21 protein-coding genes and 1 tRNA gene are annotated in these 26,344 nt (G+C 70.1%); 9 read left to right on the forward strand and 13 right to left on the reverse strand.

All coding sequences use genetic code 11. The features are described from left to right. Window positions 1–208: 208 nt before the first annotated feature. Window positions 209–2,302: an NACHT domain-containing protein gene (locus ACFY0T_RS08755; RefSeq protein WP_388866149.1), complete on the forward strand. Its 2,094-nt coding sequence runs from the start codon at window positions 209–211 to the stop codon at window positions 2,300–2,302. A 324-nt stretch (window positions 2,303–2,626) separates the two neighbouring features. Here the strand turns inward: ACFY0T_RS08755 and ACFY0T_RS08760 are convergent. Continuing rightward, window positions 2,627–2,700: transfer RNA gene (locus tag ACFY0T_RS08760), tRNA-Gly, on the reverse strand. Between the two features lie 511 nt (window positions 2,701–3,211). On the opposite strand from ACFY0T_RS08760, the gene dcd reads away from it, so the two are divergent. The 3 genes from dcd (at window position 3,212) to ACFY0T_RS08775 (ending at window position 4,768) form a co-directional block, all read left to right on the forward strand. After that, window positions 3,212–3,787: a dCTP deaminase gene (dcd, locus tag ACFY0T_RS08765; protein ID WP_388866152.1), complete on the forward strand. Its 576-nt coding sequence runs from the start codon at window positions 3,212–3,214 to the stop codon at window positions 3,785–3,787. Window positions 3,788–3,798: 11 nt separating this feature from the next. Then, window positions 3,799–4,308: a phosphoribosyltransferase gene (locus ACFY0T_RS08770; protein WP_388866155.1), complete on the forward strand. Its 510-nt coding sequence runs from the start codon at window positions 3,799–3,801 to the stop codon at window positions 4,306–4,308. 244 nt (window positions 4,309–4,552) lie between these two features. Beyond that, a complete protein-coding gene (locus tag ACFY0T_RS08775; RefSeq protein ID WP_388866158.1) occupies window positions 4,553–4,768 on the forward strand; it encodes a hypothetical protein in 216 nt (71 codons plus the stop codon). A gap of 45 nt (window positions 4,769–4,813) precedes the next feature. On the opposite strand, the gene ACFY0T_RS08780 is transcribed toward ACFY0T_RS08775, so the two are convergent. The 10 genes from ACFY0T_RS08780 to ACFY0T_RS08825 all read right to left on the reverse strand — a co-directional run bounded on the left by ACFY0T_RS08780 (window position 4,814) and on the right by ACFY0T_RS08825 (window position 17,909). Then, on the reverse strand, window positions 4,814–5,269 hold the full coding sequence (locus ACFY0T_RS08780; protein WP_388866161.1) for a hypothetical protein: 456 nt from the start codon (window positions 5,267–5,269) through the stop codon (window positions 4,814–4,816). A 441-nt stretch (window positions 5,270–5,710) separates the two neighbouring features. Continuing rightward, window positions 5,711–6,736, reverse strand: a complete 1,026-nt coding sequence (locus tag ACFY0T_RS08785) for a Yip1 family protein (protein WP_388866164.1) — start codon at window positions 6,734–6,736, stop codon at window positions 5,711–5,713. Between the two features lie 34 nt (window positions 6,737–6,770). Beyond that, the gene (locus ACFY0T_RS08790) at window positions 6,771–6,980 is read right to left on the reverse strand and encodes an FG-GAP repeat protein (RefSeq protein ID WP_388867024.1); all 210 of its coding nucleotides are present in this window, start codon (window positions 6,978–6,980) and stop codon (window positions 6,771–6,773) included. A 121-nt stretch (window positions 6,981–7,101) separates the two neighbouring features. Next, entirely contained in the window at window positions 7,102–8,538 is a 1,437-nt protein-coding gene (locus ACFY0T_RS08795) for an FG-GAP-like repeat-containing protein (protein ID WP_388866168.1), read from the reverse strand. A gap of 204 nt (window positions 8,539–8,742) precedes the next feature. Beyond that, entirely contained in the window at window positions 8,743–10,092 is a 1,350-nt protein-coding gene (locus ACFY0T_RS08800; protein ID WP_388866171.1) for an FG-GAP-like repeat-containing protein, read from the reverse strand. A gap of 18 nt (window positions 10,093–10,110) precedes the next feature. Then, window positions 10,111–10,470 carry a hypothetical protein gene (locus ACFY0T_RS08805; RefSeq protein ID WP_388866174.1) on the reverse strand — a complete coding sequence of 120 codons (360 nt, stop codon included), beginning with the start codon at window positions 10,468–10,470 and terminating at the stop codon, window positions 10,111–10,113. A gap of 87 nt (window positions 10,471–10,557) precedes the next feature. Next, on the reverse strand, window positions 10,558–12,060 hold the full coding sequence (locus tag ACFY0T_RS08810) for an FG-GAP and VCBS repeat-containing protein (protein WP_388866177.1): 1,503 nt from the start codon (window positions 12,058–12,060) through the stop codon (window positions 10,558–10,560). Between the two features lie 223 nt (window positions 12,061–12,283). Then, complete coding sequence (locus ACFY0T_RS08815; RefSeq protein WP_388866180.1) at window positions 12,284–13,741, reverse strand: FG-GAP-like repeat-containing protein; 1,458 nt, start codon at window positions 13,739–13,741, stop codon at window positions 12,284–12,286. Window positions 13,742–14,045: 304 nt separating this feature from the next. Beyond that, a complete protein-coding gene (locus ACFY0T_RS08820; protein WP_388866182.1) occupies window positions 14,046–15,347 on the reverse strand; it encodes an FG-GAP repeat domain-containing protein in 1,302 nt (433 codons plus the stop codon). A gap of 294 nt (window positions 15,348–15,641) precedes the next feature. After that, entirely contained in the window at window positions 15,642–17,909 is a 2,268-nt protein-coding gene (locus tag ACFY0T_RS08825) for a (Fe-S)-binding protein (protein WP_388866185.1), read from the reverse strand. Window positions 17,910–18,504: 595 nt separating this feature from the next. Here ACFY0T_RS08825 and ACFY0T_RS08830 point away from each other — a divergent pair. The 5 genes from ACFY0T_RS08830 (at window position 18,505) to ACFY0T_RS08850 (ending at window position 24,042) form a co-directional block, all read left to right on the forward strand. After that, window positions 18,505–19,701: an MraY family glycosyltransferase gene (locus ACFY0T_RS08830; protein WP_388866188.1), complete on the forward strand. Its 1,197-nt coding sequence runs from the start codon at window positions 18,505–18,507 to the stop codon at window positions 19,699–19,701. 161 nt (window positions 19,702–19,862) lie between these two features. After that, entirely contained in the window at window positions 19,863–21,707 is a 1,845-nt protein-coding gene (gene dnaK, locus ACFY0T_RS08835) for a molecular chaperone DnaK (protein WP_388866191.1), read from the forward strand. Then, entirely contained in the window at window positions 21,704–22,369 is a 666-nt protein-coding gene (gene grpE, locus ACFY0T_RS08840; protein ID WP_388866194.1) for a nucleotide exchange factor GrpE, read from the forward strand. Before dnaK ends, grpE begins: the two co-directional genes overlap by 4 nt. Window positions 22,370–22,402: 33 nt before the next feature. After that, a complete protein-coding gene (gene dnaJ, locus ACFY0T_RS08845) occupies window positions 22,403–23,584 on the forward strand; it encodes a molecular chaperone DnaJ (RefSeq protein ID WP_388866196.1) in 1,182 nt (393 codons plus the stop codon). 5 nt (window positions 23,585–23,589) lie between these two features. Further along, window positions 23,590–24,042, forward strand: coding sequence for a heat shock protein transcriptional repressor HspR (locus tag ACFY0T_RS08850; RefSeq protein WP_388866199.1), 453 nt, complete (start codon window positions 23,590–23,592; stop codon window positions 24,040–24,042). Between the two features lie 104 nt (window positions 24,043–24,146). On the opposite strand, the gene ACFY0T_RS08855 is transcribed toward ACFY0T_RS08850, so the two are convergent. Further along, window positions 24,147–24,377, reverse strand: coding sequence for a hypothetical protein (locus ACFY0T_RS08855; protein ID WP_388866202.1), 231 nt, complete (start codon window positions 24,375–24,377; stop codon window positions 24,147–24,149). 176 nt (window positions 24,378–24,553) lie between these two features. Beyond that, the gene (locus tag ACFY0T_RS08860; protein ID WP_388866205.1) at window positions 24,554–26,260 is read right to left on the reverse strand and encodes a fibronectin type III domain-containing protein; all 1,707 of its coding nucleotides are present in this window, start codon (window positions 26,258–26,260) and stop codon (window positions 24,554–24,556) included. Window positions 26,261–26,344 lie beyond the last annotated feature (84 nt).

The raw sequence follows: 26,344 nt of genomic DNA on the forward strand, positions 1-26,344 counted from the left end.
CGCAGGCACTCGATCAATGTGCCGCGTCCGCCCCGCCGTGCCCTGGGGGCAACGGCGTGAGCCGGCATCGTCGATCGGGGAACGTGTCTCGACCCGGCTGCCTGGGGGCCCCGCCGACACACACCGGCCTCCGTCCTCCGGCCCACGGGCCTTCAATCTCCACTGTCGCGGCGGGAGTTCGGCGTGCCCGGCGGGTATGCAGCAAGGCATGGCGGGATTCGGGGGACGACGGGAACGGGAGCGGCGCCGGGCGGGGGTCGCGCTCGGTGCGCTCCTGCTGATGGCCAGTGCCGGGTACGCCGTGTCCCAGTTGGTGCGCGGTGGGCTCGATCCGGCCGACACCGCCGGGCTGCTGGGGCTGCCGCTCGGGGCGGCCGGACTGGTGGCCGCGATGGCGGCGCTGCGGCGCCCCTGGCAGGGCACGGACGCCGAACTGGTGCGGCAGTGGGCGGCGACGCTGGCCGTCCAGGTGCAGGAGACCGAGCGCAAACTGCGGCACCAGTTGCTCGGCGGCGACACCCGGCGCATCGACCTGCGCTACACCCTGCGCGCGGTGCCGGGGCGCGCGGCCGAGGCCCCGGTGGCGGGGCGCACCTTCCGCGACACCGGCGCCCCCGGCCCGGAGTGTGACCCGGCCCCCGACATCGCCGGTTTCTTCCGGACCACCCGGCCCCGGCGACTGGTCATCGCCGGGGCACCCGGCTCCGGCAAGACGGTGCTGGCCCTGGAACTCGTGCTGGCCCTGGCCTCCGACCGGGCCGACGGCGACCCGGTGCCCGTGCGCATCCCCATGGCTCAGTGGGACACGGCCCACACGCTGCCCGAACTGCTGGTGGACCACCTCACCCAGGCCCTCGACTGGCCCTGGGAGATGGCGGAGGGGCTGGTGGCCCACGGCATGGTGCTGCCGGTCCTCGACGGCCTGGACGAGATGGATCCGCCGCGGGCCGACGGCTCACCGGACCCGGACGCCCGCCGGGCACGAGCCGCCGTTCAGCACCTCAACGCCCACCAGCAGGGCCTGAACGCAGGCCCGCTCGTCCTCACCAGCCGGATCGCGAACTACGACGCGCTCCTCGCGCACGAGCCGCTGATCGACTCCGCGCTGGTGGTCATCTCACCCGTGGCGTCCGCACCCGCGCTGACCTATCTGCGCGACCGCTGCCACGACCCAGCCCGCTGGCGGACCCTGCTGGACCACCTCGCCGCCCACCCCTTCGGCGTGCACGCCCAGGCCCTGTCGACCCCCTGGCGGCTCGGGCTGACCGCTACCGTCTACCGCTACCACGGCGACCCGGCGGACCTGCTCGCGCTGCACGACACCGACGCGCTCGACCGGCACCTGCTGGCCCGCTACATTCCGGCCGCCGTGGAACCGGCGGCCGGCGACCCGAGCCCACCCCGCTACCGGCCGGCGCAGGTCCACCGGTGGCTGCATCACCTCGCCGGGCACCTGGCGGGGACCGGCGCCACCGCGTACCCGACCACCGACATCACCGTGCACGGCCTGTGGCCGCTGGCCGGGCCCCGCACGGTGCGCGTGGCGGATGCGCTGCTGACGTTCTGCCTGATCAGCGCCGTCCTGCCCGGCGCCTGGCTGACCTCTCGGGTCGGCGAGGTGGCGTCCAGCGTGCTGGCCTTGGCCGGGGCGTCCAGCCTGGCCGCCGCTCTCGCCCTCAGCCCCAGCAGGCTGGACTGGCAGAAGCGGCACGTTCCCGGCCTGCGGGGTCGCTTCGTGGTGGGCCTCGTCGTCAACCCCGTCCTCGCCACCGTCGTCGGCATCGCCACCGGGCTGGCGCTCGGCGCGGCCCTCGCGGCGGCAGGACACGCCTCGGCCGCGCTCGCCGCCGGGACGGTCGTGAGCTGGGTGGCCGGGCTCGGCGTCGGCTTCCGGTTCAGCATGGCGGCCGGACTGCGCGGGGCGCCCACGACCGCCGTCAGCCCTCCCGTCGCGCTGCGCGACGACACCGTGTACGGGCTCATCTACGCGGTCTCCACCGGGTTGTTCGGCGGGCTGGCGGTCGGCGGCACGGTGGCCCTGCTACTGGATCCGGGCACGGGTCTCGTCATCGGAGCGGCCACCGCGGTCGCCTCCGGCCGGGCGTCGGGCCTCAGCGCCGCGCGCCGCTACCTGGTCTTTCTGCTGTGCTCGCGCCGGCGGCTGCCCTTCCGGCTGGGCCGCTTCCTGGACTGGGCCTGTTCCGCGGGCCTCATGCGCTACTCCGGTCCCGCCTACCAGTTCCGGCACGCCGAACTACAGCACTGGCTCGCGGCGCATCCGGATTCCGTGGTCCTGCCTTGAGACACCGCATCCGACGTGAGACACCGCATCCGACGGGAAGGACCGTCCCGTTCACCGCCACGGGGAGACAGTGCCGCGCGCACCCCCCGTCTGGCGGCACTACTGCGGGCTCTTGATGCAGCCGAGCGCGCCGTGGCGTGGGCATGGACAGATCCATCTGTCAGTACCTGGAGGGAAGCCGCCAGCCACGCCGGCGCCGACGATCCGACAGTCGTCGGCGAGCGCGTCCGCCGCGCGGGCAAGTCGCCCTTTGCGTAAGCGACTTGAACGTCGATTGGTCTAGACAATAAGCAAACCCCAGGTCGCTGACCTGGGGTTTCATCATGGAGCGGGTGACGAGAATCGAACTCGCGCTCTCAGCTTGGGAAGCTGATGTTCTACCATTAAACTACACCCGCGTAAGACACCCGTTGAGCCGGTGTCGAATGCCCGCTCACTCTACCTCATGCGTGGCCCCCGGCGCTGAAGCCGTGGGGCCCGGTTGCGTTTTGGAGGGTGGATGCGGCTGCGGGGGGCGGGAGTTGGGGCGTACGGTGGGGGCCTGGAAGAGGGTCTGGGTGGGACCGGAGTGCCGCCTGGAGAGCCGTCCTTTTCATCCCGTAATGTGGCTTTCGTCGTCAGTCAGACGCGGCTCTTGGGGAAGGGACTCTGAGGACTTGATGGAGCGCACCGTCGTCCGTTGTGCCGAGGGGCACGTGTTCAGCACCGCTTCGTTCCCGATGCAGCAGGCCGAGCGGCTCGGTCCTGGTCGGTTGATCCGGTGTCCGCGGTGTGCGCGGCTCCGGAGCGTCGTTCCGGTGGAGTTGGAGAAGCAGTAGGAGCGGGAACGGGAAGCGTTCACGCCGAGTGGGCAGGCGCGTGGGCCGTCACGATTGTGGTCGGTCCGCGCGCCTTGCGTATCCTCAGGACGTGCTTCTCTCAGACAAGGACATCCGGGCCGAGATCGATGCCGGGCGGGTCCGGATCGATCCCTACGACGAATCCATGGTTCAGCCATCGAGCATCGACGTGCGGCTCGACCGCTACTTCCGGGTGTTCGAGAACCACCGGTACCCGCACATCGATCCCTCGATCGAGCAGGCGGACCTGACCCGGCTCGTCGAGCCCGAGGGCGACGAGCCGTTCATCCTGCATCCCGGGGAGTTCGTCCTCGCCAGTACGTACGAGGTCATCACCCTTCCCGACGATCTTGCCTCGCGGCTTGAGGGGAAGAGTTCGCTCGGGCGGCTCGGGCTCGTCACCCACTCCACCGCTGGGTTCATCGACCCGGGGTTCTCCGGGCACGTCACCCTCGAGCTGTCCAACCTCGCGACCCTCCCCATCAAGCTGTGGCCGGGCATGAAGATCGGGCAGCTGTGCGTGTTCCGGCTCAGCTCGCCGGCCGAGTTCCCGTACGGCAGTGACCGGTACGGGTCCCGTTACCAGGGGCAGCGTGGGCCGACCGCCTCCCGGTCCTTCCTCAACTTCCATCGGACCCAGGTGTGAGTGGCGACGAGATGAGCGACGTGCGCGAGAACCTCACCTACGAACGGTTCGGCTCCGCCATCCGCGAGCTCGCCCAGACCATCGCCGACGACGGGTACGAGCCCGACATCGTGCTCAGCATCGCCCGTGGGGGTGTCTTCGTCGCCGGCGGGCTCGCCTACGCCCTCGACTGCAAGAACATCCACCTCGTGAACATCGAGTTCTACACCGGTGTCGGGACCACGCTCGACATGCCCGTGATGCTCGCTCCCGTGCCCAACGCCATCGACTTCTCCGACAAGAAGGTGTTGATCACCGACGACGTCGCCGACACCGGCAAGACGCTCAAGCTCGTCCACGACTTCTGCGTCGACACCGTCGCCGAGGTGCGCAGCGCCGTGATCTATGAGAAGTCCCACTCCCTCGTGAAGTGCGAGTACGTGTGGAAGCGGACCGACGAGTGGATCAACTTCCCGTGGAGTGTTTTGCCTCCAGTACACAAGTCGGGAGAGACGCCCAAGGGCAACAGGGAAGCACTCTGACCCGCGCGTACTCCGCCGCACTGAACGCTGACGGTAGAGCCGTCCCGGCAGGCAAGTCGCGTACGCCTGTAACCGTCGAGTGTCCACGTCACTCTCTGTAAGCGGTGAAGGGCTCTCGGGGCCCGCGTCTAATCGTTGCGTTCAGATGCAGCGGCCGGGACGTGGGCAGTGCCGTCGGAGTCTTTGTATGAATCGCGACAGTTCGGCGCCCAATACGCGGTCAGCCTGGCCTCTGACTGGCTCGATGACCATCGTCACGCTCACCAGCGCATCCACTGGGATCGGCATCTGGCTGGTTGGCGTGCTTGTCTTCTTCGCCCTGCTTGGCTCTCTGGTGTTCGCCGTGTCCGCCTGGGTGCTCTTGTTTACCGGCGGCACTGAGCAGCGAAGGAGCGGGGCGCGAACGCTCCTCTCTCGGTCTGTCGGGCACGGTTGGGGCACGGGGCTCAGGCTTGTATGAGGGATGCGGACGCTGCGGTTGCCTCAACAACTGAGCAGCCGGCACCTACTCACCGTGCATGCCTCCCGAGTCCTGCTGGGTTCCGGGATCCTGCTGCTCAGTTCCGGGATCCTCGTGCTCAGTTCCGGGATCCTCATTCTGCGTCCCGGGATCCCGTTGCTCGGTTCCAGGACGGTCTTGCGGATCCGATGCACCGTCCCCGCCGTCGGAGCCCCCGCCACTTGCGCACTGATCCGTGACCTTGTCGATAATTCCGTCGCCGTCGGTGTCCACCCCGACCTCATCGATCACACCATCGCCGTCGCGGTCGCGGGCCATCGTATCGATTTGACCGTCGCCGTCCTGATCCAGTCCCTGCACGTCGATCACGCCGTCCCCGTTGGTGTCCATCAACTCGCATGCCTGCGCGGGAGCCGCCGAGACCTCCGCGACCGGGCCGACGGCCATCCCCAGGGCCATCGCGGCCGACGCTGCGCAACACGCCACGATCCTGCACTTCATCGGGGCCTCCACTCCTCCAGGAGCAGCTCCGACGTGCCGGGCAAGCGCGTCGGCACTGCCCTCCCTTCCACGCTGCGCCGCACACGAAGGCGCTGTCGAGTAATCCCGACCCGCGGGGCGCCCTGGCCTGGGCAGCCACGAGCTGGGAAGCACTGCGATTGGGCTGCTCTGTGGCTTACCCACGGGGCGCGGCGGCCCCCAGCGCAGCTGGGCACAGAGAGGTAATCAACAGCCACCCTCATTGAGTCAATGACGTCTGGAGCGTTGAGCCGCCTGTGGTGGAGAGGGCCGGGCAGGTCCTCGACGCATGAGACCGCATGAGACCGCATGAGAACGGATGAGGGCGAATGAAAGCGGATGAAAGCGGATGAACAGAGAGAGGGGCTCCCTGCGTTGCGCAGGGAGCCCCTCTCTCGTATGTGCGAGAAGTACTAGGAAGTACTAGAAGGTGCCCAGCTTGATGATCGACACGATCGCGATCAGCTGGATCGCCGATGCCGCGAGCGCCTTCGGCCACGGGAGGTCGTGGGACTTGCTGACCATGAGGGTCAGCAGGGCGCCCGCCGCGATCCAGGTGACCCAGCCGAGGAGCTGGACGAAGGACGCGTTGCCGCCGAAGAACATGGCGACGACCAGGCGCGGGGCGTCCGTGATGGACATGATCAGCATGGAGAGGCCGACCGTGGGCTGCCAGGCGCCGTCGCCGCCGAGCTGGCGGGCCAGGGTGTGGGTGACCACGCCCAGGATGAACGTGCTGATGACGATGGCGACGCCGGTCGTCAGGACGATCGGGACCGCGTTGGAAAGGGTGGCGCTGATCGCGTCCTCGCGGGCTCCGTCGAAGCCGAAGACCGCCAGCAGGCCGTAGAGGAACGTCACGATCAGGGCCGGGGCCCACATCGTGTAGTCGCGCATCTGCAGGAAGGTTTGGTTGGGGGCCAGCACGATGCCCCTCAGCAGGTCCTTCCAGTGCAGGCGGGGGCCCACCGGCGGGGCCGCCGCCTGGCCCGCGCGGTAGGTCTCGCCCTGGCTGTAGGGGTCCTCGCCGATCGAGAACGCCTGGGTGTGGCCGGGGCTGTTCGCCGCGTACGGGTCCGGGCCCTGCTGCGGGTGCCCGTGGCCGAAGTACTCCGGCTCGTCCTGGCCGCCGCCGGTCTGGGGCCATCCGCCCTGCTGCCCGCCGCCGTAGGGCTGACCGCCGTGCGGCTGCTGCCCTCCGTACTGCCGGCCCCCGTACTGCTGCTGCGGCGGCGCAGGCGGATAGCCGTACGGCGGCTGCTGGCCTCCCTGGGGGGCCTGCTGCCCGTACGACGGTTGGTGTTGTTGCGGTCGCGCTTGCGGGGCACGGTTGTCCCGGGCGCCGCGTCCGATCCTGAATCCAGCCACGTAATCGAACGTACCGGGTCCCGGAGAGTGCCGTGCCGGGCCCGGGGCAACGGGCCCGGCATTGGGGCCGACCTGTGACATCCCCTAAGGGGCAGGGTGAGGGAAGTTTCCGGGGTTACCGCAGCATCCCCGCGCCGAACCTCGGGTACCCCGACGTGGACACGCCCGCGGACGACGGGCCGAAGCCGAGCGCGTGCGTCGTGGTGATGCCCGATGCCGCGCCGCCCACGGTGGCGGAGGGCGCGGCGGTCACCAGGTCGCGGTAGCCGTCGCCGTTGAAGTCGTCCGTGTACGTGGCCGGGGTGGCCGAGGCCTGGGGGGTCAGGTCAGGGGGACGACCCCCGCCGCCACCAGGGCGGCGAGGGCCAGGCAGTGCGCTCGCGCATAAGGGAGTTCGCGGGAGTTCTCCATGTGAACTGTGTGAACTCTGTGATGCGTGAGGGACGTCAGCCCGCGAAGACGTTCCCGAAGTACGCGTCTCCCGACGGCCCGCCCAGCGTGGTGCTGCCGAAGGACTTGGAGCCGGTCGCGGTGGTGCCGGAGGTGGTCGACTTGAAGAGCCAGACGGCACCGTCGCCGCCGTTCTCGCCGCGGGCGCCGACCGCCAGTTCCGCGCGGCCGTCGGCGTTCGCGTCCGTGAGGAAGACCGCGTCACCGAAGTAGTCGTAGGCCTCGGCGGTGCCGGGGACGTTCGTGGTGTCCTGCGAGTAGGACTTGGAGCCGGTGCCGGTCAGGCCGGAGGCGGAGCCGCGCAGGACCGTGACCTGGCCGGCGTCGTTCACCGAGCCGAGGCTCTCGCTGTCGGAGCCGATCACGACGTCGGCGTACCCGTCGCCGTTGGTGTCGCCGGACGACAGGCTCCAGCCGAAGCCGTCGTTCTTCTCACCGGTGCCGGGGACGCCGGTGGTGTCCTGGGTGATGCGGACGGGCGTACGCGTGCTGAGGCCGCCGGACGCGCCGTACGTCACCGTGATCGCGCCGCCCAGGCCGCCGTTCGGCTCGGTCGTCGACTTCTCCATGAAGTTGCCGGTGACGATGTCGCCGTAGCCGTCCTTGTCGACGTCGGCGATCGTGCCCGCGTAGCCGCCCGCGAGCTTCTTGCTGTACTTCGGGCCGGTGGCCGAGCCGAGGTAGAGGGCGCTGCGGGTGCGGTTGTCGCCGGTGCTGGTCTCCTCCTGGCCCATGACCAGGAGGTCCTGCTTGCCGTCGGCGTTGACCTCGCCCGCGATCAGCTGGTCCGGGTAGATCGTGGTCTCCCCGACCGTGTCGACGCCGACGAGTGAAGCCGCCGTGCCCGTACGGGAGATGGGGCCGCGGAAGATGTTCAGGGCGGGCGTGGAGTTGTTGGCGGCGGCCAGGTCGGTGTGGCCGTCTCCGTCGAAGTCGCCGGCCGCGATCTGCCAGCCGAGCTCGTTGCGGTACTCCGGCAGCGGCGAGGAGATGTCGGTGCCGGACTTCACGCCGTCCACACCGCCCCACAGCACCGTCAGGGCGCCGTACGAGTCGGTCGAGCCGATCTTCTCGCTGTGCACGCCGACGACGATGTCCGTGTAGCCGTCGCCGTCCATGTCGCCGGTGGTCAGACGGTCGCCGAAGTAGTCGTACGACTCCGGGGTGCCCGGAATGCCGTCCGTGGCCTGGCTGATGATCTGCCGCTTGGAGGTGTCGAGGCCGCTCGCCGTGCCGTAGACGATCGCCACGTAGCCGGCGCCGGACTTGGTGGAGACCTTGGCGATGGGCGCGGCGATCGCGAGGTCGCGGTAGCCGTCGCCGTTGAAGTCGCCGGACAGGCCGGAGGGCGCGGCGGAGGCGGTGGCCGCGGGCAGGGCGGTGAGGAGGCCGGTCGTCAGGGTCGCGGCCAGCAGGAGGGTGCGCTTGCGCATGGGATTCCCCGTTCAAAGGCAGGATGCGGAAGGGTTCACGAAGGGAGCGAAGGGAGAGAGGGGAGAGAGGGGAGCGAGGGGAGGGCCGGGACTTTCGGTCGGCCGATGGGAGGTCCGGGACTTCCGGTCCGCCGATGGGAGGTCCGGGACCTCCGATCGGCCGAAGGCAGCGCCGGGCCTCTGCGCCCCGCGCCCCTCCCGGAGTCAGTCGAGGAAGCTGCCGCCGACGTCGGGCAGCGTCACGGCACCGGACGCCGTCGGAACGGTGGACGTGCCGCGCAGCACGAGCGCGACGCCCGCCGAGCCCACGCCCAGCTCCGCCTTGCCGTCGGCGTTCAGGTCCCGCAGGTGGAGCGTGTAGCCGAAGGACGCGTTGGAGCCGTCCGCGCCGGTCACCGTCTGCGGGATCCAGGAGGAGCGGGCGCCGCTCAGGCCGCCGGAGCCGCCGCGGAACAGGTGCACGCCGCCCTGGTCCTCGATGCCGTCGACGTCCTCGTGCGGGACGCCGACCGCGAGGTCCGCGTAGCCGTCGCCGTTGGTGTCGGCGGCCGAGAGGGCGTACCCGAAGTCGTCGTAGGCCTCGGGCGTGCCGGAGACGCCGGAGGTGGCCTGGGTGAAGGTGGTCGAGCCGCTGGGGCCGGACGAGGTGCCGCGCCAGACGGTGACCGCGCCCTTGCCGGCGCTGCGGTCGGGCTGGCCGAGGGCGATGTCGCCGTAGCCGTCCTTGTCGAAGTCGCCGACGGCGGCGGTCGTCGCGTCGCTGTCGAGCGTCTTGGTCGCGCCGGACGTCAGGCCCGTGGAGGCGCCCTTGAGGAACCAGACGCGGCTGATCGGCTCGTCGCCGGAGAACTGTGTGCCGAGGACCACCAGGTCGGTCTTGCCGTCGCCGTTGACCTTGCCGGCCGCGAGCCCGTACGAGTACCAGCCCGCGTCCGTCTTGTCGATCTTGCTGACGGTGCCGGTGGAGCCGGACTTGGTGAAGGAGCCGCGGTACAGCCACGCCTCCTCGCCGCCGATCACCGCGAGGTCGGGCGAGCCGTCGCCGTTGAAGTCGCCGGTGGCGAGGTCGCGGCCGAAGTGCGCGAATGACCCGTTCGCGCCGCTCTTCGGGGTGACGTTGGTGCCGCCCGACAGGCCGGAGGTGGAGCCCCACACGATGGTGACCGTGCCGCGGTACTCCGCGGTGCCCACGTGCTCCATGGGGTTGCCGACGACGAGGTCCGCGTAGCCGTCCTTGTTGAGGTCGGCGCTCGCGAGCGCCTCGCCGAACATGTCGTCCTCCTCGCCGGAGCCGGGGACGCCGGGGCTGTCCTGGTCGATGACCTGGGTGTGCGAGGTGTTGAGGCCGCTCGCGGTCCCGTAGACGACGGTGACGGCGCCGCCGTCATGGCCGTCCCGGTTGTAACCGACGTACGCGACATCGCGGTAGCCGTCGCCGTTGAAGTCGTCGTAGTGCTTGGCGACAGCGGCCGAGGCCGGTGCGCTCAGCACGAGCGGGGTGAGGCCCGCTGCCAGGAGTGAGGCGGCGAGGGCCGCGGAGGTACGTCTGCGCATGGGGATGCTCCTTGGAGGTCAGCCGTTGAGAGCCGTGCCGTGGCCGGGGGTGGCCGTGGTCGGGACGCCGGTCGAGGACGGGCGGAAGCTCGTCGCGCCGGTGACCGTGGGGCCGGTCGTGGTGGAACGCAGGGACCGGACCACGCCGTCCCCAGAGTTCTCGACGGGCGCCGCGAGGGTGAGGTCCGCGCGGCCGTCGCCGGAGTGGTGGGTGAGCAGGGCCCGGTCGCCGAAGCGGTCGCCCTTCTCCGCGGTGCCGGGCACGCCGGAGGTGTCCCCCGCCAGGCCGGAGGGTGCGGCGGCGGCCGTGGTGGCGGGCAGGGCGGTCAGCAGGCCGGTGGTCAGGGTCGCGGCCGGCAGGAGGGTGCGCTTGCGCAAGGCAGGGGCTCCAACGCTCTGGAGAGTCCATGGGGGAAGCCGGGCCCGTGACGGCCACGGGCCCGGCGTGTGCAGAGAGGGGAGGGCTCAGTCGGCGAAGATGGCGCCGAACTGCGGCGTGCCGTCCGTCGAGACGCCCGAGGTGCTCGGGGAGACGGTGCGCGAGCCGCTCGTGGTGATCGTCGTGCCGTTGGAGGGCAGGTAGGTCACCGCGCCGTTGGCGCCGTTCTCGTACGAGCCGACGAGCAGGTCGGCCTTGCCGTCGCCGGTGACGTCGTCGAGCTTCACGTCCGCGCCGAAGAGGTCGCTCGTCTCGTCGTTGCCGGGGACGCCCGCCGTGCTCTGGGCGAAGGCCTGCACGCCCGAGGAGACCTTGACGCCGCTCGAGGAGCCGTACATCACGGTGACCATGCCGGCGTTGGTGACGCCGTCGATGTCCTCCTTCGCGGCGCTGACGACGAGGTCCTGGTAGCCGTCGCCGTTGACGTCGCCCATGTCCAGGTCCCAGCCGAAGGAGTCGCCCTTCTCCGAGGTGCCGGGCACGTTGCCGGTGTTCTGGGTGATGCCGGAGGTCCCGGCCGGACCGGACGCCGAGCCGTAGGTGATGTTCACCTTGCCGCCGTCGGCGGAGTCCGGGACGGTCGTGCCCTCGTCGGTCTTGCTGTCCCAGCCCGCGCCGCTGACGATGTCGCCGTAGCCGTCGCCGTTGATGTCGCCGATCGCGGTGATGATGCCGGGCTTGAGGGCCTGCGCGGACGCGACGCTCAGGCCGCTCGCGGTGCCGGGCACGTAGTAGTTGGTGTTCCAGCCGTAGGAGGTCTGGGTCTCGAAGCCGTCGACGATCAGGTCGGTGCGGCCGTCGCCGTTCACGTCACCGGCGGTGAGGCTCATCGGACCGAACGGGAAGTCGTTGGTGCCCGAATGGATCGGGGGCTTGATGGTGTAACGGCCGCCCGGCGTACCGGCGGTCGTGAAGCCACCCTTGTAGACGTAGATGGTGCTCGCCGAACTGCCCACGGCCAGGTCGGCCTTGCCGTCACCGTCGAAGTCGCCGGCGGCCAGGTCCTTGCCCCAGTAGTCGTGCGAGGAGGGGGCCGGGTCCGGCACGTCGCTGCTCTTGCCGGTGAGGCCGCTCGCCGAGCCCCAGAGGATGGCGAGGGCGCCGCCGTTGGTGTCGGTGCCGACCTTCTCGTACGGGGAGCCGACGGCGAGGTCGTCGTATCCGTCGCCGTTGAAGTCGGCGTACGCCGTCTCGGCGCCGAAGTAGTCGCCGGTCTCGGCGGTGCCCGGAACGCCGGTGGTGTTCTGGCTGATCGTCGAGCGCTTGGCGGACGATACGCCGGTGGCGGTGCCGTAGAGCGCGACGACCTGGCCGGCGTCGGCGTGGCCGCTGACGTAGGCGCCGGGCGCCGAGGCGACGACGTCACCGATGCCGTCGCCGTTGAAGTCGGCCTTCGCCGTCTTGAAGGAGTCCGCGGCCGTCGCCGTCGCGGCCGAGAAGGTGAGCAGACCGCCCGTCAGCGCGGCCGCGGTGGCCGTCGCGAGGGCAAGTCGCAGGGGGGACCGGTGGTGCGGGTACTGCTTGTGCATGCGGGGTTCTCCTGCGGCATGCGGGGATGCTGGCGGGCATCCACAGTCGATGGGGTGCGGACCGTCCGTGTTTGCCGGGAGTTGTCCTCGGGTTCACGGTTGGTCGGCGATCAGGAGACCATCGCTGGGGCTTAAGGGTTGTACGTGAGTTCGGTAAATTCTCGTGGCTGGTGGGGCGCCGGGCCGGAGCTCGACGCCCCACAAAAGAGCCGCCTTCGGCAGGTCAGCCGATGAGGCCGGTGCCGAACGAGCCGTAGGTGCGGGACAGGCCGAAGGTGCCCGGGCCGAAGGAGCGGGCGCCGGCGGTGGTGACGCCGCCCGCGGAGCCTTGCAGCGCGGTGATCGCGCCGACGCCCTCGTCCTCGAAGCCGGCGGCGACGGTGAAGTCGGCGTGGCCGTCCTTGTTGACGTCCGACAGGAGGACGTCGGAGCCGAAGTAGTCCATGGACTCGGGTGAGCCGGGGACGTTGTAGGTGTCCTGCGAGATCGCGCGGCCGCTCTTGAGCGCGTAGCCGGTCAGCACCACGGTGGAGCCGGTGTCCTTCCTCGTGCCGATGTCCTCGAAGACGACGCCGATGGCGAGTTCGCCGTAGCCGTCGCCGTTGACGTCAGCGATGGAGACCGAGGCGCCGAAGCCGTCCCCGGCCTCGTCGGCACCGGGAACGCCCTCGGAGTCCTGGGTGAGTTGAGCCATCGGGATGTCACCGTTGATCGGGCCGCCTTCGGAACCGCGGATGACGACGACCTTGCCGCCGGGGCTGCCCTCGTGACCCTGCTCCTTGGTGAAGACGTTGCCGAGGGCGATCTCGTCGTAGCCGTCGCCGTTGATGTCGCCGAGCGCGATGGAGGTGCCACCGTTCAGCGGGCGCGGCACCGAGGTCTCCAGGCCGGAGGAGGTGCCGAGGTACGCGACGCCCTTGGTCCAGTCGCCCGAGCCGTCGGAGTTGAGGGCCGTGCGGTAGGTGAGGACGAGGTCGGCCTTCTTGTCGCCATTGGTGTCGCCCGCCGCCATCGCGTCGATGCCGTATTTGGCCTTACCGGGCAGGTCGATCTTCTGCGTGCCGCCGGTCGTGCCGGTGGTGGTGAAGCGGCCCTTGACGACGTACGCGTGCGAGGCGCTGGTGGCGACGGCCAGGTCGGCCTTGCCGTCGCCGTTGAAGTCGCCCGCGGTCAGCCGGCGGCCCCACTCGTCGTGCGAGGCGGCGGCCGGGTCCTTGACCGTGGTGCCGTTCTTGATGCCGCTCGACGAGCCCCACAGCACGGTGACGGAGCCACCGTCGGTGTCCGAACCGACGTCCTCGCCGGGGGCGCCGACCGCGAGGTCGGTGTAGCCGTCGCCGTTGAGGTCGCCCACCGCGAGCGCCTCGCCGAAGAAGTCCTCCTCCTCGGCGGTGCCGGGCACGCCCGCGGTGTTCTGGCTGACGACCGTGCGCTTGGCGGGGTTGAGGCCGGTGGAGCCGCCGTAGACCACGGCCACATAACCGGCCAGGACCTTGCCGCCGACGTTCGCGTACGGCGCGGCGAACGCGACGTCGCCGTAGCCGTCGCCGTTGAAGTCCGCCCGGTAGGAGCGGGAAGCGCTCGCGGCCGTCGCCGGTGCGGCCGAGAAGGTGAGCAGACCGCCCGTCAGCGCGGCGGCGGTGGCCGCCGCGAGGGCGAGTCGCGGGTGGTGCTTGTGCATGCGGGATCTCCTGCGGCATGCGGGGATGTCCCGGCAGGGGCATCCGCAGTCGGTGGGCGATCAGGAGACCTTCGGTGTTGCGCAACGGTTGTACGTGTGTTCGGTCAATCTTTGAGGTTCCTGTGAAGAGGGAGGCGACGGCGAACTGCCCTCAGGGCGCCACGAGATCGCGGACTGCCCTCAGAGCCCTAAGGCGTCGGGGACTGACCTCAGGAGGCTACGGCGTCGGGGACTGACCTCAGGAGGCTACGGCGTCGGGGACTGCCCTCAGGACGCTATGGCGTCGGGGACCGCCCTCGGTGCGCTACGACGTCAGGAACTCCGAGGTGGAGAAGGTGACCGTCGGCTCCGCCGCGACCAGGCCCTTCGCCGCCCCCGGGTACACCGCGACCGTGTCCTTCGTCTCGCCCCGGTACGTCCGCACCACCAGGTCCGCACGCCCGTCCCCGGTGAAGTCACCCACCGTCAGCACCCGGGTGGTGCCCTGGGCCGGCGGTTTCACGGTGACCATGCCCGCCGCGGACAGACCGGTCGTACGGCCGCGCAGGACCCTCAACTCCGTACCGCTGGAGATGAGTTCGCTCAGACCGTCGCCGTCGAAGTCGCCGTAGTCGAGCACCGAGCCCGGGGTGGAGACGCTGCCGCGCGCGGCGCCGGGGAGGTCGTAGCGCAGTGACGTTCCGCCCATGGAGCCGACCGCGGCGTCCAGCGCCTTGCCCTTGCCGAACCGGCCGATCGCCACGTCGATGCCGGCCGGCAGGACGACTCCGGTGCGGGTCGGTCCGGTCGGCCCGCCGAGGACCACCGCCGACTTGCCGCTTCCTTGCGCCGTACGGACGAGGAGGTCGTCGTATCCGTCGCGGTTCACGTCGGCGGCCGGGCCCGTGGGGACCTCGCCCGGCGAGGGGATCGGCGCACCGGCCTTGCGCGGGGCGCCCTTGCGGCTGAACGGGCCGCGCAGGTAACTGAGTCGGCCCGCCGAGGCGTGCACCACCAGGTCCTCGGCGCCGTCGCCGTCGAAGTCGCCGCACACGGGCTGGTCGGGCCAGTCGTTGCCGAAACGTGCCTGCGCCGGGACGGCGAGCTTGACCGCCCTGCCGGTGAGGCCCTTGGGGGAGCCGAAGAGGATCTGCAGGGGGACCGGCGGCTGCCCCTGGCCGTCGTACGGAGGGTCGGTCGACACGACCAGATCCGCGAAGCCGTCCTTGTCGAGGTCACAGCTCGCCTCCGCGTCGAATACGGCGGGGAGTTGGCCCTTGGTGGGGGCGGCATGCTTCTTCGGGCTGAGCAACTGCCGGGCGCCGGGCGTGAGTCCGTGCGCGCCGCCGTAGACGATCCCGATGCCCGCGTCGTCCGCGTGGCTCTGCTCCTTGACGAGGTCGCCCAGGACCAGGTCGCGGTGGCCGTCGCCGTTGAAGTCGTCGGCGACCTTGCTGCCTTTGCCCTGGGGGACGGGGAGTTGGGCCGGGGCCTTCGCGATCTGTACCGGCGTGTGCTGGGGCGCCCCGGCCTCCGTGCTGGGGCCGCAGGCGGCGAGAAGGCCGCCCCCGAGGGCGCATACCGCCAGGGCTGCCGCCACCCGCGTACCCGCTCTTCGCCCGCTCACCGCGCACCTCACCCGCCCCGGAGACAACAACGCGGGTCATCATGCACGTGTTCGAGCGGGGGGTTAAGGGGTGCGGCGTGCGGGATGGGTCACGCGGGCCGGGGCTTGGCCTACGTCTCGCTCGGTTCAGAGGGCTGGGCCGGGTGCTCGGCGACGAAGGAACCGAGGCCGGCTTCGTCTCGAATAAGCCCTTCCCACGCCACTTGAACTGACCCGGAACGGCGACGCCCCCTGCCCGAGCACGGGCAGGGGGCGTCGGTCGACCGTTCGGACTGGTCGGGCCGTCCGGGCCGGTTACTTCACCGGCTCCGGCTCCGGCGTGCTCTCCGACTCGGCCTCGCCCGCCGGGTCGACCGGTGTCTTGACGGAGTCGAGGAGCAGCTGGGCGACGTCGACGACCTGGATGGACTCCTTGGCCTTGCCTTCGTTCTTCTTGCCGTTCACGGAGTCCGTGAGCATGACCAGGCAGAACGGGCAGGCCGTCGACACGATGTCCGGGTTGAGCGACAGGGCCTCGTCGACGCGCTCGTTGTTGATGCGCTTGCCGATCCGCTCCTCCATCCACATCCGCGCACCACCGGCGCCGCAGCAGAAGCCGCGCTCCTTGTGGCGGTGCATCTCCTGCTGGCGCAGGCCCGGGACGGCGGACATGATCTCGCGCGGGGGCGTGTAGACCTTGTTGTGGCGGCCCAGGTAGCAGGGGTCGTGGTAGGTGATCAGACCGTCCACCGGGGTCACCGGGAGCAGCTTGCCCTCGTCGATGAGGTGCTGGAGCAGCTGGGTGTGGTGGATGACCTCGTAGTCGCCGCCGAGCTGCGGGTACTCGTTGGCGATGGTGTTGAAGCAGTGCGGGCAGGTGGAGACAATCTTCTTCGCCGACTTGGGCTTCTTCGTCTCCGGGGACTCGTCGTCCTCGCCGAACGCCATGTTCAGCGCGGCCACGTTCTCCATGCCGAGCTCCTGGAACAGGGGCTCGTTGCCGAGGCGGCGGGCCGAGTCACCGGTGCACTTCTCGTCGCCGCCCATGATCGCGAACTTGACGCCCGCGATGTGGAGGAGCTCCGCGAAGGCCTTGGTGGTCTTCTTGGCGCGGTCTTCGAGGGCACCCGCGCAACCGACCCAGTACAGGTAGTCGACCTCGCTGAGGTCCTCGATGTCCTTGCCGACGACCGGCACCTCGAAGTCGACTTCCTTCGTCCACTCCAGGCGCTGCTTCTTGGCCAGGCCCCAGGGGTTGCCCTTCTTCTCCAGGTTCTTGAGCATCGTGCCCGCCTCGGACGGGAACGCGGACTCGATCATCACCTGGTAGCGGCGCATGTCGACGATGTGGTCGATGTGCTCGATGTCGACCGGGCACTGCTCGACGCAGGCGCCGCAGGTGGTGCAGGACCACAGGACGTCGGGGTCGATGACGCCGTTCTCTTCGGCGGTGCCGATGAGGGGGCGCTCGGCCTCCGCGAGGGCCGCGGCCGGTACGTCCTTGAGCTGCTCCTCGGAGGCCTTCTCGTTGCCCTCCATGTCCTTGCCGCCGCCGGCCAGCAGGTACGGGGCCTTGGCGTGCGCGTGGTCGCGCAGCGACATGATCAGCAGCTTCGGGGAGAGCGGCTTGCCGGTGTTCCAGGCGGGGCACTGCGACTGGCAGCGGCCGCACTCGGTGCAGGTGGAGAAGTCCAGCAGGCCCTTCCAGGAGAACTGCTCGACCTGGCTGACACCGAAGACGTCGTCCTCACCGGGGTCGGTGAAGTCGATGGCCTTGCCGCCGCTCGTCATCGGCAGCAGCGCGCCGAGGGCGGTCTCACCGGTCGCGTTCCGCTTGAACCAGATGTTCGGGAAGGCGAGGAAGCGGTGCCAGGCGACACCCATGTTGGTGTTCAGCGAGACCACGATCATCCAGATGAACGAGGTGCTGATCTTGATCATCGCGACCAGGTAGACCAGATTCTGCAGCGCGGAGACGCTCAGGCCCTTGAAGGCGAGGACCAGCGGGTACGAGGCGAAGTACCCGGCCTCGTAGCTCTCCACGTGGTGCAGCGCGCCCTCCAGGCCGCGCAGCGTGTAGATGGCCAGGCCGATGGTGAGGATGACGTACTCGACGAAGTACGCCTGTCCGGCCTTGGAGCCCGCGAACCGGGACTTGCGGCCGGGCCGCGACGGCAGGCTCAGCAGCCGGATCACCATGAGCACGGCGATGCCCAGGACCGTCATCGCGCCGATGAACTCGGTGTACATCTCGAACGGCAGGAAGTCGCCGATGACCGGCAGCACCCAGTCGGCCTTGAAGAGCTGACCGAACGCCTGCGCCAGGGTCGGCGGCAGCGTCAGGAAGCCGACGGCCACGAACCAGTGGGCGACGCCGACGATGCCCCACCGGTTCATCCGGGTATGGCCGAGGAACTCCCTGACCAGCGTCACACTGCGCTGATAGGGGTTGTCGGTCCGGGCGCCGGCGGGCACCGGCTGGCCGAGCTTGAAGTACCGGACGAACTGGCCGATGGCGCGTGCGAGCAGCGCAACGCCGACCACGGTCAGGACCAGCGACACGATGATCGCGGCGAGTTGCATTTGGGGGCTCCTCGGGCCTGCGAGGTGTTGCTCCGAGAGTGACCTCGAAGGTGATTACTAAGCGGTAACTTATGCAGTCCGTCTGAGACTACCCACTTCCTGCGCCGCACTGTAGTCAGGAGTGCGGTGATCTGCGTCGCTGAGGGTTGCCTGAGCGGTCCGGTGTCGCCCGGGGCCCGGCTCAGAGGAGCGGTTTGAGGACGAATTCGGGTACGGGGTGGGATGCGGCCGTCCGGCGCTTCTCGAACGCGGCCGCGCGCGGTGGAACACGAGGGCGCCGACGATGCCGACGGCGGCGAGGACCGCCACCGCCGGCCCCGGAGGCCCCCAGGTGGGGAGGTCCCCGGCCCTCAGGGCGTCCGACGAGCTGACCCCCGCCGGCGCGAAGCAGACGCACAGGATGGTGGAGCGGCCCCAGCCGATGCCGTAGTCGGGGCGCCTGGTCTCAGTGTCCCTCGGCAGCGCGTCCCAGCTCCGCTCCCCCGCGAACACGTCCTGCCCCAGCAGTGCCGCAGCGGCCCCCAGCACCAGACGGCACGTAAACCAGATCGTGTTATTCGCGCAATACTGTGACAATCACGCCTAAATTGGCGACGTGTTGTACGGAATCGCCGCCGCCACGGCCGCCCTGCTCCTCACCGCCGCGCTCGCCGCGCTGCTGCGGACGTTCGCCCTGCGCTTCGGGGTGGTGGAGCGGATGGGGGTCCCTCGTGCTCGAGCGAGGTCGAGAGCTTGGGGGAGGGTGCGGCCGGTTCCGCTGCTCGGCGGGGTGGCCGTCGTCGGCGGCACGGGGCTCGTCGCCGGGGTCGGGGACTGGACGGACGTCGCTCCGCTGGGGCCGGAGGCCGGGCGGGTACTGGTCGTCGGGATCGGGGTCGCCCTGCTCGGGCTGGTCGCCGATCTGTGGGCCGTACCGGCGGTGGTGCGGGTGGCCGGGGTGGGTGGCGCCGCCGGGCTGGTCGTGCCGTACGACGAACTCGGGCTGCCGGGCGGGGTGTTGGCCGCCGCCTGGATCGTCTTCGTCGTGCACGCCTTCGCCTCCCTCGACCACGCCGACGGGGTGATGGGGACCGTGGGTGTCATCACCGCCTTCGCGCTCAGCGGGTGTGCGGCCGTCGAGGTCATGGACGGGCTCGCGGCGCTGCTGAGCGTGCTGGCCGCCGCGCTCACCGGGTTCCTGATGCACGGGTGGCCGCCGGCCCGGATCGTGCCGGGGCGGTGCGGGGCGCTGTTCGCCGGGTTCGTGCTGGCCTCGGCGGTCGTGCTGGTGCAGGCGGGGCGGGGGGCCGGGGACGGGCTCGGGGCCGGGTTCGCGTTGACGGCGGTGGCGAGTGCCGATGCCCTACTCGTGCTGGTCTCGCGGTGGCGGGCGGGGCGGGCACTGTTGCGGTCCGCGCCCGATCACCTCGTGCACCGGATGCGGCGGCTCGGGATGACGCGGCAGGGGGTGATGGTCGTCATCGGTGTCGCCGCCTTTGGTGGGGCGCTGGTGGGGCTGCTGATCGATCTGGGGTGGGCGGGGGCGGGGGCCGCGTGGTGGGTGGCCGGGGGTGTCGCGCTCGTCGTACTCGTGGGTGGCGTGCGTCCGGTTTCTCCCAGGGGCGGCGCGCGTCCGGTTTCCCCCATGGGCGGCGCGCGTCCGATTTCTCGCCCCCGCCGCCCCTACCCCTTCCCGTCCCCTGGGGCCCGCGGCGGAGCCACTCATGGACGCAGCGCCTCCAGGCCCCCGTATCGGCCTGAACGACCTCGTCCTCAAACCCCGGACGGGCTGATGGGTGCTGGCCGGGGCTGAAATCCTCAGCCCCGGCCGCGGTAAACTCCCAGGTCAGCGGCCTCTTGCGCGTAAGGAACAGATAAGAGTTGAGCCGCCCCGACTCAGCTCTGTTGACCCAGCGGCGAGGGTCATGCACACTTGAGTCCGTTCCACTCAAGTCATTGCTGGAGGAATCAACCATGGCACGTGCGGTCGGCATCGACCTGGGCACGACTAACTCCGTCGTCAGCGTTCTGGAGGGCGGCGAGCCCACCGTCATCACCAACGCCGAGGGCGCCAGGACCACGCCGTCCGTCGTCGCCTTCGCCAAGAACGGTGAGGTGCTCGTCGGCGAGGTCGCCAAGCGCCAGGCGGTCACGAACGTGGACCGGACCATCCGCTCCGTGAAGCGCCACATGGGCACGGACTGGAAGATCAACCTGGACGGGAAGGACTTCAACCCCCAGCAGATCTCCGCCTTCATTCTGCAGAAGCTGAAGCGCGACGCCGAGGCCTACCTGGGTGAGAAGGTCACCGACGCCGTCATCACCGTACCGGCGTACTTCAACGACTCCGAGCGTCAGGCGACGAAGGAAGCCGGTGAGATCGCCGGTCTCAACGTCCTTCGTATCGTCAACGAGCCCACCGCGGCCGCGCTCGCCTACGGCCTCGACAAGGACGACCAGACCATCCTCGTCTTCGACCTCGGTGGCGGCACCTTCGACGTGTCCCTGCTGGAGATCGGCGATGGCGTCGTCGAGGTGAAGGCCACCAACGGTGACAACCACCTCGGTGGTGACGACTGGGACCAGCGGGTCGTCGACTACCTGGTGAAGCAGTTCCAGAGCGGCCACGGCGTGGACCTCTCCAAGGACAAGATGGCCCTCCAGCGCCTGCGCGAGGCCGCCGAGAAGGCCAAGATCGAGCTGTCCTCGTCCACCGAGACCTCGATCAACCTGCCCTACATCACGGCGTCCGCCGAGGGCCCGCTGCACCTGGACGAGAAGCTCACGCGCGCCCAGTTCCAGCAGCTCACCGCCGACCTTCTGGAGCGCTGCAAGACCCCGTTCCACAACGTCATCAAGGACGCGGGCATCAACCTCTCCGAGATCGACCACGTCGTTCTCGTCGGTGGCTCCACCCGTATGCCCGCCGTCGCCGAGCTCGTCAAGGAGCTGACCGGTGGCAACGAGGCCAACAAGGGTGTGAACCCGGACGAGGTCGTCGCCATCGGCGCCGCCCTCCAGGCCGGTGTCCTCAAGGGGGAGGTCAAGGACGTCCTGCTCCTCGACGTGACCCCGCTGTCCCTCGGTATCGAGACCAAGGGCGGCATCATGACGAAGCTCATCGAGCGGAACACGACGATCCCGACCAAGCGGTCCGAGATCTTCACCACCGCCGAGGACAACCAGCCCTCCGTGCAGATCCAGGTCTACCAGGGCGAGCGCGAGATCGCGGCGTACAACAAGAAGCTCGGGATGTTCGAGCTGACCGGTCTGCCGCCGGCCCCGCGCGGTGTCCCGCAGATCGAGGTCGCCTTCGACATCGACGCCAACGGCATCATGCACGTGACCGCGAAGGACCTCGGCACGGGCAAGGAGCAGAAGATGACCGTCACCGGCGGCTCCTCGCTACCGAAGGACGAGGTCGACCGGATGCGCCAGGAGGCCGAGAAGTACGCGGAGGAGGACCACGCCCGCCGCGAGGCCGCCGAGACCCGCAACCAGGGCGAGCAGCTCGTCTACCAGACGGAGAAGTTCCTCAAGGACAACGAGGACAAGGTCCCCGGCGAGGTCAAGACCGAGGTCGAGGCGTCCGTCGAGGAGCTGAAGGCCGCGCTCAAGGGCGAGGACACCGCCGAGATCCGTACGGCCACCGAGAAGGTCGCCGCCGTCTCGCAGAAGCTGGGCCAGGCGATGTACGCCGACGCCCAGGCCGCGCAGGCCGCGGGCGGCGACGCTCCCGGCGCCGAGGCCCCGAAGGCCGACGACGACGTCGTCGACGCCGAGATCGTCGACGAGGACCGTAAGGACGGTGCCGCGTGACGGAGGAGACCCCGGGCTTCGAGGAGAAGCCTGACGTCCCCTCCGGCGCCACCTCTGACGACGCCGAGCCGCAGACCGCCACCCCCTCTTCGGAGGGGGCGGCGGCCCCGGACGGGGACGCAGCAGCACAGTTGGTCGGCCTGACGGCCCAGCTGGACCAGGCGCGCACGGCGCTCAACGAGCGCACGGCGGACCTCCAGCGGCTCCAGGCCGAGTTCCAGAACTACCGCCGACGGGTCGAGCGCGACCGGATCGCGGTCAAGGAGATCGCCATCGCGAACCTCCTGACCGAGCTCCTGCCCGTACTCGACGACATCGGTCGCGCGCGGGATCACGGCGAACTGGTCGGCGGCTTCAAGTCGGTGGCCGAGTCGCTGGAGACCGTCGCGGCGAAGATGGGGCTCCAGCAGTTCGGCAAGGAGGGTGAGCCCTTCGACCCGACGATCCACGAGGCCCTGATGCACTCGTACGCGCCGGATGTCACGGAGACGACGTGCGTGGCGATTCTGCAGCCGGGGTATCGCATCGGCGAGCGCACCATCCGCCCCGCGCGGGTGGCCGTCGCCGAGCCCCAGCCGGGTGCGCAGACCGTCAAGGCGGACTCCCAGGATTCCGCGGAGGCGGCCGACGACAAGGAGAGCGGTGGCCCGGACGAGGGCTGACGTTGAAACGATAAGGAAGGAGGGACGCTGAGGATGAGCACCAAGGACTTCATCGAGAAGGACTTCTACAAGGTCCTCGGCGTCCCCAAGGACGCCACCGAGGCCGAGATCAAGAAGGCGTACCGGAAGCTCGCCCGCGAGTACCACCCGGACGCCAACAAGGGCAACGCCAAGGCCGAGGAGCGCTTCAAGGAGATCTCCGAGGCGAACGACGTGCTCGGCGACCCCAAGAAGCGCAAGGAGTACGACGAGGCACGCGCCCTCTTCGGCAACGGCGGCTTCCGTCCGGGTCCCGGCGCCGGCGGCGGCTCCTTCAACTTCGACCTGGGCGACCTCTTCGGAGGCGGCGCCCAGGGACAGGGCGCGGGAGGCGGCTTCGGCGGCGGCATCGGGGATGTCTTCGGGGGCCTGTTCAACCGCGGTGGCGCCACCACCGGCACCCGTACGCAGCCCCGGCGCGGCCAGGACATCGACACCGAGGTCACGCTGAGCTTCACGGAGGCCGTGGACGGCGCGACCGTTCCGCTGCGCATGACCTCGCAGCAGCCCTGCAAGGCCTGTTCGGGCACCGGCGACAAGAACGGCACACCGCGCGTGTGCCCGACCTGCGTCGGCACCGGCCAGGTGGCGCGGGGTTCGGGCGGCGGCTTCTCGCTCACGGACCCCTGCCCGGACTGCAAGGGCCGCGGCCTGATCGCGGAGCACCCCTGTCTGGTCTGCAACGGCTCGGGGCGCGCGAAGTCGTCCCGGACCATGCAGGTACGGATCCCGGCGGGCGTCAGCGACAGCCAGCGGATCCGGCTGCGCGGCAAGGGAGCCCCTGGTGAACGGGGCGGCCCGGCAGGCGACTTGTACGTCACCGTGCACGTGGACGCCCACCCGGTCTTCGGCCGCAAGGGCGACAACCTCACCATCACCGTGCCCGTCACCTTCGCGGAGGCGGCGCTCGGCGGCGAGGTGCGCGTGCCGACGCTGGGCGGACCGCCGGTCACTCTGAAGCTGCCGCCGGGCACGCCCAACGGCCGTACGATGCGGGCCCGCGGCAAGGGCGCGGTCCGCAAGGACGGGACACGGGGCGACCTCCTCGTCACCGTCGAGGTGGCGGTCCCCAAGGACGTGTCGGGCAAGGCTCGTGACGCCCTGGAGGCGTATCGCGAGGCGACCGCGGGCGAAGACCCGCGGGCGGAGCTGTTCCAGGCCGCGAAGGGAGCATGAGAGCGATGGACGGCCGTCGACGCAACCCGTACGAACTGACCGAGGAGACCCCGGTCTACGTCATCTCGGTGGCGGCCCAGCTCTCCGGCCTGCACCCGCAGACCCTGCGCCAGTACGACCGCCTGGGCCTGGTCTCCCCCGACCGCACCGCCGGGCGGGGCCGCCGCTACTCGGCCCGCGACATCGAACTGCTGCGCACCGTCCAGCAGTTGTCGCAGGACGAGGGCATCAACCTGGCCGGCATCAAGCGCATCATCGAGCTGGAGAACCAGGTCGCCGCGCTCCAGTCCCGCGTCGCGGAACTGCAGTCGGCCCTGGACGGCGCCGCGGCCGCCATGCAGCAGCGCGAGGCCGCCGTCCACGCCTCGTACCGCCGTGACCTGGTCCCCTACCAGGAGGTCCAGCAGACGAGCGCGCTGGTGGTGTGGCGCCCGAAGCGCAGGGACCAGGAGCAGTAGCAGGAGCGGGGACTTCGCGCCGAAGGGGCGGCACCGGATAGCGTCCGGTGCCGCCCCTTCGTGCTGCTCAGAAGACCGTGCAGCTCAGGAGACCGGCGGCACGGTCAGGGGACCGGCGGCACGGCCACACCCACGAGGACCGGCTGCGAGGTGCTGCCGTCGTCGCGCACGCCGACGACCTGGTACCACAGGGTCGTACCCGTCGGGACGTTGTAGTCGCGGGTCGGCCAGTACTCCGTGTCGGGCAGCGGATCGAAGGTGGCGGTCTGCGGGTTCCAGCGGGAGACCCGGGCACTGTTGTAGCTCTCCGTGCCCGCGGGCGACCACCAGCTCACCTCCACATCGCACGACGGCGGTCGCGGCCGCGGCGGTCGTGCGTCTGGCCGGGGTCGTGGGGTCCTTCGGTGCTGGTGCTGGGCGGGATCGTCGGCGGTGCGGGAGCCCCCCCGACGATCAGGAGCTCGGAGTTCGGCCGACGAGCAGGAAACGCGGATCGGAGTTCGGCCGTACGTCAGGCGTCCGGGGTACCCACCGGCTCGGTCAGGGTGACGTACGAGAACTCCTCACCGGTGCCGTACCGGGAGTTGCCGTTCTCGTCCACGGCGATCACCGCCCAGCGCGCGGTCTCGCCCTGCGGCTCGTAGAGCTCGTCGAAGTAGCCCAGCGTCGGCTCGTCCTCCCAGCCCGGATCGTGGGCTTCGCCCCACTTCTCGTACTCCCAGACGCCGTTGACCAGCACGGCCCGGTAGACGTCGTAGTGGTCCACGTCGCTCTCCGGGCTGCGCTGCCACAGCAGACCGATCTCGTTGCCGTCGAAGGAACCCTTCAGCCCCGTGACAGGCGCCGGAGCGAGTCCCGTCGCCGGTGCGGTGGCCGTCGCGGGCGCGGACACGACGGACTCGTGGCCCTGGATGTCCACGGCGGTCAGCGTGTACGCGTACGCGGTGCCCTGCCGGACCTCGGTGTCGGTGTAGGAGGTCCGCGTGCTGCGGATCTCGTCCAGGAGTTGGCCCTTGCGGTAGATCCGGTAGTGCGTCAGGTCCTGGGTGACGGGGGTGGTGGGGGCCTTCCACGTCAGCGCGATACCGGTGGGCGCCGTCGCGGCCGTCAGGCCGGTGGGCGCGGAGGGCGCGTGGTCGCCGCGCTCGACGCCGGCACGCGCCGACTTGGCGGACTGGTTGCCGGCGCCGTCGACCGCCGTGACCCAGTAGCTGTAGTACAGGTTCTCCTTGGCCGTGGCGTCGGTCCACGCGGCGGACGTCACCGTCGCCACCTTGGGCGTCGGTTCGTCGCCGCCGTCCTCTTCCCAGCGCCGGTACACGACGTAACTCGTGGCGCCCGGGACGGAGTTCCAGGTCAGTGCGATCCCCGGCTGCCCGTCGGTCGCCGTGAGCCCGGAGGGGATCGGCGGCGCGGTCCTGTCGGGTGTCGTGACCGGTCGGTCGGTGCTGCCCGCCGACGTGTTGCCCGCCATGTCGTAGGCGCGGACCTCGTAGTAGTACGTCTGGCCGGTGGCGGGCGGGGTGTCGGTGTACGAGGTGGCGGTCGTGGTCGTCAGCTTCGTCCAGCTCGTGCTGCCCTGGAGGCGCCGGTAGACGCGGTAACCGGCGAGATCCATCTCCTTGTTCTTGGACCAGGTGAGCTCGGCCTTGCCGGTGGCTGTGTCGTACGTCACCGAAGTGCCCGTCGGGGTCAGCGGCTTGACCGTGTCGACGCTTGCCGAAGTGCGCGGTTTGTAGGTGAAGGTGACGTTTGCCTTGCCTGTCCAGTTGACGAAGTCGACGCGCAGGGTGTGCTTGCCGGACGGGATGGTGATGTTGACCGTCTTCGACTGGGTCGTGGAGACGTTCTTCCAGAGGTCCACCTTGCGGGTGCCGTCGAGGTAGACGCGCAGGCCGTCCTGGGTGGTGACGGGGAGGGCGAAGGGGCCGCCCGAGCCGAAGTCGCGCGTCACCGTCCAGCGGATGCCGAAGTTGTCGGACGGCAGGCCCGAAGCGGGGGCGCCGGTGCCCCAGTTCTGGTCGATCGCGCCGTCGCAGTCCGTTTTCTTCGCTGTGCCGGAGAAAGTGGTGTTCGCGAAGAACTGCCGCTTATAGACGGGGGATACGCAGCTGACGTCGGCGGAGGCCGGGGTAGCGGTCGCGGTGAGCAGACCGCCCGCGGTGGCGAGCACGAGGGCGGTGGTGGTCGCGGCCATCGTGCCTCTGGATGGGTTCATGCGTTCCTTCAGTACGGGCAAAGGCCCTGGCAAGACCTGGGAATGCCGGGCAGGCCTGAAAAGTCCTGATTGTCAACGGGGTTT

Source organism: Streptomyces sp. NPDC001530 (genome assembly GCF_042894545.1).
In the GTDB taxonomy this organism is placed as follows: domain Bacteria; phylum Actinomycetota; class Actinomycetes; order Streptomycetales; family Streptomycetaceae; genus Streptomyces.